General features: G+C 70.8%; 6 protein-coding genes and 2 pseudogenes. 5 read left to right on the top strand and 3 right to left on the bottom strand.

Annotated features, from left to right (window positions below; translation table 11 throughout):
* Positions 1-562 precede the first annotated feature (562 nt).
* Together IEY86_RS37345 and IEY86_RS35315 are read left to right on the top strand one after the other, a co-directional pair.
* Positions 563-646: pseudogene (locus IEY86_RS37345) on the top strand (DUF6300 family protein); the annotation flags it as partial.
* A gap of 43 nt (positions 647-689) precedes the next feature.
* Positions 690-1,133, top strand: coding sequence for a hypothetical protein (locus tag IEY86_RS35315; RefSeq protein WP_189135995.1), 444 nt, complete (start codon positions 690-692; stop codon positions 1,131-1,133).
* Between the two features lie 786 nt (positions 1,134-1,919).
* On the opposite strand, the gene IEY86_RS35310 is transcribed toward IEY86_RS35315, so the two are convergent.
* On the bottom strand, positions 1,920-2,192 hold the full coding sequence (locus tag IEY86_RS35310) for a hypothetical protein (protein WP_189135996.1): 273 nt from the start codon (positions 2,190-2,192) through the stop codon (positions 1,920-1,922).
* Positions 2,193-2,354: 162 nt separating this feature from the next.
* Here IEY86_RS35310 and IEY86_RS35305 point away from each other — a divergent pair.
* Positions 2,355-2,591 (top strand): annotated as a pseudogene (locus IEY86_RS35305) (ISAzo13-like element transposase-related protein); the annotation flags it as partial.
* Between the two features lie 318 nt (positions 2,592-2,909).
* Complete coding sequence (locus IEY86_RS35300; RefSeq protein ID WP_189135994.1) at positions 2,910-4,115, top strand: pentapeptide repeat-containing protein; 1,206 nt, start codon at positions 2,910-2,912, stop codon at positions 4,113-4,115.
* 511 nt (positions 4,116-4,626) lie between these two features.
* Here the strand turns inward: IEY86_RS35300 and IEY86_RS35295 are convergent.
* The gene (locus IEY86_RS35295) at positions 4,627-4,800 is read right to left on the bottom strand and encodes a hypothetical protein (protein ID WP_189135993.1); all 174 of its coding nucleotides are present in this window, start codon (positions 4,798-4,800) and stop codon (positions 4,627-4,629) included.
* Entirely contained in the window at positions 4,797-5,219 is a 423-nt protein-coding gene (locus IEY86_RS35290) for a hypothetical protein (protein ID WP_189135992.1), read from the bottom strand. Before IEY86_RS35290 ends, IEY86_RS35295 begins: the two co-directional genes overlap by 4 nt.
* Before the next feature lie 636 nt (positions 5,220-5,855).
* Here IEY86_RS35290 and IEY86_RS35285 point away from each other — a divergent pair.
* Positions 5,856-6,287 carry a hypothetical protein gene (locus IEY86_RS35285; RefSeq protein WP_189135991.1) on the top strand — a complete coding sequence of 144 codons (432 nt, stop codon included), beginning with the start codon at positions 5,856-5,858 and terminating at the stop codon, positions 6,285-6,287.
* The last annotated feature ends 467 nt before the right edge of the window (positions 6,288-6,754 follow it).

Here is a 6,754-nt window from a genome sequence, read left to right as displayed (position 1 = left end):
GCGGGGGTTGCCACCGTTCCCGCCCGCCGGATCATGCCTGCCGCAGCCGAGTATGATCGGTGATCTCGCCCTCCAGGGCGGACCGCGTCCCCGATGACAGCACTGCTGTGCAGTGAGGAGCATCCGGACTTCAGGGCGCCGCGCAAACCAGCCATCTGGCTACGGCGGGGCTGCGACGATGCAGCGGACGACAGTGGCGCCGCAGCGCCGAAGGGCGGCACCCCTGCGGGCCGGTCGACGTCTGCGGCAACACCCTGAAGGTGACGGAGCTGCTGTCGGGCTGCAACGGCGGACGATCTTCTCAACCGCGATCTGCTCATGCTGCTGCTCTGGCTGAGAGCCGGCGGCACCGGGGGGCGTGGCGGGCGGACCTGGAGCGGCGGATGCGGGTGCGGCAGCCTGCGACCGGACCAACAGGGGTAAGTGGTTGACGATCAGGTGGAGGGGACCTTGGTGGTGCTGCGTGTGGCGAGCGGGAGGTGGCGGGGTGAACCGCGTAGAGATCCCCGACAGGCTGCCCCCGTGTTCACGGTGCGGCGGTCCGCTGACCACCAGCGTGGTCATGCCGCATGACGACGATGCGGGACGGCCGATCCACCTCCGATTGTGCTCCTCGTGCGATGCCGGCAAACCCGCCGCGGGCGCGTTCTTGCAGTGGCCTGCCTCCGGCGGCGGCCGTGCCCCCTCCCGTGCGCGCGAAGGGGGCGTGGCTGCTGCTGGAGTGGATGAAGGAGGGGATGGCAGAGCACGGCTGGTACTGGTCGCAGTCTGCGCCCGAGGACGCTCCGCCACCGGTGCCGGTGCCGGTGGCGGAGCAGGCGGAGCGGTTGGTGGAGGAGGGCTTGGCCGGGGAGGTGCCCGAGGTGGAGCGTCTGCAGCGGGAGCGGGATGCCCTGCGTGGTCGGCTGGAGGCCGCTCCGGCGGAAGAACGCGACCGGTTGCGGGGCGCGATCCGGGAGTTGGGTGGCGCTGTCGCTGAGGTCCTGGCCGCTTCGGATGCCACCGCCGAGGCGCTGCGTGCCGAGGCGCCGCGGCCTGCTCCGGGCCCGCTCAGCCCGGAGGCCGAGCAGCGCGTCCTGGATCTGTATCGGCGGCTGGGGGAAGAGCAGAACGGCGACCAGCCGGAGACCTGAACCGTGCTGGGACAGCGTGTGGGCCGTTGTGTGCAGCCGAGGGCGCCGAGGGTGGGTCCGGATGCTGCTTGGGCAGCCTGGAGTGCTTGCTGCCGAACCGGGCGGGGATCGGGGCAGGCAGGTCCGCGGGTTGCCTGCGGCCCGGTCGGCGGCGGGCCGACGTTGGGGGGGCGTTGGTGTCTGTACCGCCAGCACATCGACGAGACGGAAGCGGCGCGTGGGCGCAGGGATGGCTCGCCCCCGAGCTCCGGCGGCCGCTGGAGCTGCCGAACGCCGGGGCCGCGCCGGAGTGGGCGGGTGAACTCGCCGGCTTCGTCGCCGAGCGCGCCGCAGGCAGCGTGACCGGGCGGGTGGAGCTGCTGTCGCTGCTCGTGCCCGCGGACCCCGATCTGCTGCCCGCCCGGCGGCTGCCGGTGCTGAGCCGGGGGCTGAACTGTGGCTGTGGGAGGCGCCGCCCGCCGACGTGGACGCGATGCGGCACCCGGACAGGGTGCTGCGCCTGGAGGAGCCGGGCGTCGGCGCGTACTCGGGCAAGGAGGCGGCACGGTTGCGCACGGTCCTGGCTGCGCCGCAGCCCGGCCCGTCGCGGTCGCGGCCTGGAGGAGCCGGTAGGCGAGCAGGGCACCTCAGCCTCCGACCCGGACGAGGCACCGCCGCGAAAGAAACGGCAACTTGTTGCCGCGAGTCGCCCACCCGGTCAGCGACGCTTTGCTCCCATGGCGTCAGGAGTAGGCGATGCTGTGTCACAAGTCCAGCGACAGCCGGAATCCGGGGGGACGCCATGACCTACGAGGGAATCGCTGCCGCATCGCGGCTCCACCCCTGCCCGAGCTGCGGCCTCACCGACCGGGTCTGCGGAGTCCCGGCGGTGTACGTGGCCGGGCGGAACCAGGTGAACGTGGTCGTCCCCAGCACGGCCGACCGGACGGCGCACACCGAGACCCGCCTGGCGACCACGGCTCTGGCGGACGCCCTGGCCCCGGCGCCGACGGCACCTGCTCGGGCCTGGACGGGCTGCCTCGGCGCTCCCCTGCTGATGGTGGCGGTCGGGACGTTCATCGGGGGTGCGACCAGCGGGCACTGGTTCGGCGGTCACCCGGTGCCACCGCCCGGTGCCCGCCCATCCGGCCGATCCCCTGCCCCCGGGCCCGGAGGGGCACCCCGGACCCCCACCGCCCCGCCAAGAGCCGGCAGAAGCGGCCGCGGCGCTGCGCCGGGCCACTCCTCACGCTGGTGGAGCCCGACGTCCGCGGAGATCCCATGTCGCCGCTGCGCTGGACCACCAAATCCACCCGCAAGCTCGCAGCGGAGTTGACCCGGCAGGGCCACAGGATCTCCGCCGATACGGTTGGCGACCTCCTGCTCGAGGAGGGTTTCAGCCTGCAGAGCAATGCCAAGACCCTGGAAGGCAAGCAGCACCCCGACCGGGACGCACAGTTCCACTACCTCAACGAGCAGGACCAGTCTCGGCGCCAGAGACTGGGGCTATGTGCCGTGGTGTGCCGGTCGGCTGTGCGGATTCCCCGGCCGTGGCCGGGGTGAGCATGGTCGAATGCCGCCATGAGCAGGGGCAGGGTCCGTTCCCGGGCGCGTAGTGGGCAGTTACGGCGGATAGCAGGCAGGGCGGCGCCATCGTGGCCGGTGCGGCCTCGGGCGCCGGTGGGCGCGCGGCATGTCGGCCGGCGGGGCCGAGCGGGCCGGGCAGTGGTCTCGGGCGCGGCCGGGCCGGGTGCTTCGGGTGGTGGGCAGGGTTGGGATGTGCGCCTTGAGCGGTTAGTGTCGCTGTTGACGACGACGGCCACGCTGGCAGTGGTGGCGTTCACCTGGGTGTCGATCACCCAGGTGCGCGATGAGCACGCCATCACCCGTGAAGGGCAGATCACCGACCGGTACAACGCCGCAGTGCAGAACCTCGGCAGTGGTTCGCTGGATGTGCGGCTGGGCGGGATCTACGCGTTGCAGCGCATCATGCAGGACTCCCAACGGGACCGCCGCACCGCGGGCAACGTGCTCTCCGCCTACATCCGCACCCACACCACCAGACCCGCCAAAGCACCGAAGGCGCGGAAGAAGGCTGGGCAGGCGCCGGACCGTGTCCGGCCCAAGGCCGACATCCAGGCCGCCCTGGACATCCTCACCCTGCCCCATCCGCCCCGACGCCTCGCCACGGGCCTGGACCTGCGGCACGCCTACCTCGTCGGCGCCGAGCTGCACGCTGACGCCGATCTGAGCGGCGCGAACCTGGCCCGAGCTGATCTCACCGCGGCGGACCTGCAGTCCATCGATCTGGTCGATGCGGACCTGCGCGGCACAGACCTGCGCGGCACAGACCTGAGCAGCGCGGACCTGACCGGCACGGACCTGCGCGGCGCAAACCTGCGCGGCACGAACCTAAGTGGCACGAAGCCGCACCGCACGGACCTACGTGGCACGAGCCTGCGCGGCACAGACCTGAGCAGCACGGACCTGCGCCGCGCGATCCTGCGAGGCAAGCACACAATCATCCCGGCTGGGGACGGCACGGACCCGAGCGCCGCAGACCTGAGCGGCGCGAACCTGCGCGACGCGGACCTGCGCGGCATGAACCTGAACGGCATGAACCTGCGCGGCACGATCCTGAGTGACGGGAACCTGAGCGGCGCGGACCTGCGTGATGCGGACCTGCGCGACGCGGAGCTGGTCATCACGAACTTGAGCGGCGCGGACCTGAGCCGCGCGGATCTGCGCCACACGGACCTGAGCCGCGCGCGCCTGCGCGGCGTGGACCTGAGCGGCACGGACCTGCGCGGCGCGGACCTGAGCCGCATGGACCTGCGCGGCGTGGACCTGAGCGGCGCGGACCTGCGCGGCGCGGACCTGAACCACACGGACCTGAGCCACACGCGCCTGGACGGCGCGAACCTGGGCGGCGCGGACCTGGCGGGTGTTCAGCGGTGCGCGGGCCCGTGGAGCACAAAACAGCCTCAACCCATTGCGTGCTGACTCGATGGACCGGTCAAGGCCGGGCGGGCTGGCGAGGCGATCCGTGAGTTGCCGCCGAGTTGTCGGAGGACAACTTGCTTCCCGCCCGACGCCGATGGCTTCTCAGGTGATGTCCGGGCCGGGGGCGGCTGGGTGGTCAGGCGCTCCACCGCTTCAGCGAGCCTCAACGACGAGCAGCGCGCTCGGCTCGCCGCACTCGACGTCAAAGCCGCCCCACGACCCCGCGCAGCGCCCGCGATCGCACGCACGGCATCGACGTCCGGGCGCGGCGCAGCGGCCTTCCGGAAAGGCGTACAAGCCCTCACCCACAACTTGAAACGCGAAGGTGGAGGTGCCGCGCCAGGTGCACGAACGGTTACCCGACGGCACCGAACGCCGCACTGTCTGGATCGCCAACCAACGCCAACTGCCGCGGCCGACTCGACCGGGCACAACTCGCCGTCCTCGCAGCACTCGGCAGGGCCCCGGGCCGCTGGGCCTGCCGGGGACGCACAGGGTGCGGCTGTGGTGTTCACGCGGCGACGGCAGCCTCCGGGCGGTCCGTCGCCGTGAACTGGTCCGTCTGCGCTGCCATGGCCAGTCGGGTCCAGGCATCCCGCCATTCGGCCAGGCCCGTGTGACGGCGGATGCCGAACGCGGCGAGGAAGACGATCAGTACCTCGCATGTCGGGAGCTTCTTGCTCATGGGGCTGAGCAGCACGCTGATGGTGCTGATCGCGATCTTTCCTTCGGGGTTGGGACGGTGGGCGATGGCCTTGTAGGGGGGTTGCCCTCGCGGGCGCGCAGGTGCCGCAACGCGAGCTTGAGGTCGGCCACGGTGCGGACACGGTCGGGAGTCATCTGCAGGACGACACGGCGCTGTTCGAGGCGCTCGGGCATGCCTGCCTGCAGCCTCTGGTATTCGGAGGCGAGCATCTCCCAGCGAGGTCGCCAGTCGTCGGCGTCCTCGCGGCAGGCGATCAGGTAGGAGCGCAGGGTCGACCAGCTCGGGCACTGCTGGCCCAGGGCGGCGGTCGCGAGGGTGGAGACAGACAGTTGCGTGCGCTCAGCCAGCTGTTCGAGGGTCAGGGCGCTGCGGCGGCGTACGACCCGACCCCACCACATTCCGCCTGACTGTCGATGAGACCCGGCAGCACCTGCGGCACCCCCTCCTGCCCGACCTGCCGCTACCCCACACCAACCCCACACAACACCGCACAACCAAGCAACTCACCAACAACCGCACCCGATAGAGGACGACCACCCGTCGAAGATCCAGCAGCGGCCGCGCCCTTCTCCTCGAACGCATCGATCACATCCCGGACAGCGTCCTCGTACACGGCGACCAACCACGCGATCACACTCACAGCGGTGCCCTACACCGACGCCATGATGATCAGAGCCCGACGGACCCGCACGCACTCCTGGCGGCCCCGCCGAACGATCCGCTGCAGTCCCTGCCCCCGTTGATCAGTCAACCTCCCCGCTCTGACCAGCTCCGCCATTCATGACCTCCCTGCGGTGGGACTCGACCGGCCGCGGTTCCGGTTCAGGCCCACCGCAGCGTCGTACCAAGTCCCGACACGTGTACGCTGCACCCGATACGCTGGGACTCGAACATCGCTGTTCGACATGCCCCGCACTCTGCACGGCGTCAGCAGCAAACTGCCGCTGCTGGACCCGGAATTGGCGGCCTTCTTGATCAGCCGGGCCGCACGGATCGCGGAACTGCGGGGCTGACCGTCTGGCACCATCGGCTCGGTGGGGCGCGATATCCGCATCCTCTGCGCGGTTCACCGGCCGGGCGAGCGGATCAGAGCCACGACCATCGCCCAGCTCACCCACACCGCGGTGCCCGCCAACCACGTCCTGGAGGTGCTCGAGGACCTGGAGATCTTCCTCGACGACCGGGCCGACTCGCTCGACCGGTTGGCTCTGACGTTGTTCGTCGGGGTCTGGCACAAGCTCGGCACCTACAGTCCCAGCCCTGGCGATCACGAGAGTGTGCAGGTCGCAGCGGTGTGTGGCGATCCGGTGGGTGGTGGCCGTCACGAACCCATCGAAGCTGAATGTCGGTTTGATCCGGGGGTGTGGGCGGCCCAGCCTACGCCGGTCGAGCTCGCCTGCCACCGGGCGAGTCCTCGCGCCCGAAGTTCCGAAATCGACAGTTCCGGTGCGGTATGGCGTGGCTGACCTGCCCCAGAAGAAGGAACCGCCGCCAGCCGGGCGAGGCTCTGTTGTTCACCCGGTTGCCCATTCGTGTCAGCGGGACAAGGGCAGGCGGGCGTGGTGAGCTGAGATGGCCCGGCTGGGGCCGGGGTCGCTGGTTTGCCGTCTTCCGGTCCTTCTTTGAGATTGGGAGCTTTCATGCGCGGCGTGCTCAAACCAGTTGCGGTGGCAGCCGGTGCGGTCTGCGCGTTTCTGGGCTCGGCGATGACTCCGGCCGGCTCCGCTGCTGTGCCTCATCCCGCCCGGGCGGCCACGGATTCGCGGAGCGAGGGTGGGAACACCCTGATCACGCGCCTGCATACACCCCCTACTGGACTGGCACCTCGCTGGCAGCACCCGCGTGCGAGACACTGAGCTTTTTCAGCGCGGTCACTGATCGGGTGACGGAATCGACGCCCGCAACGCACGCGGCTCCCGTGCCGTTGGGGGAG

This window comes from Wenjunlia tyrosinilytica (genome assembly GCF_014646055.1).
GTDB lineage: Bacteria > Actinomycetota > Actinomycetes > Streptomycetales > Streptomycetaceae > Wenjunlia > Wenjunlia tyrosinilytica.
The sequence above is the reverse complement of the archived record's forward strand: the minus strand, read 5'-3'. Positions and strand labels throughout refer to the sequence as shown.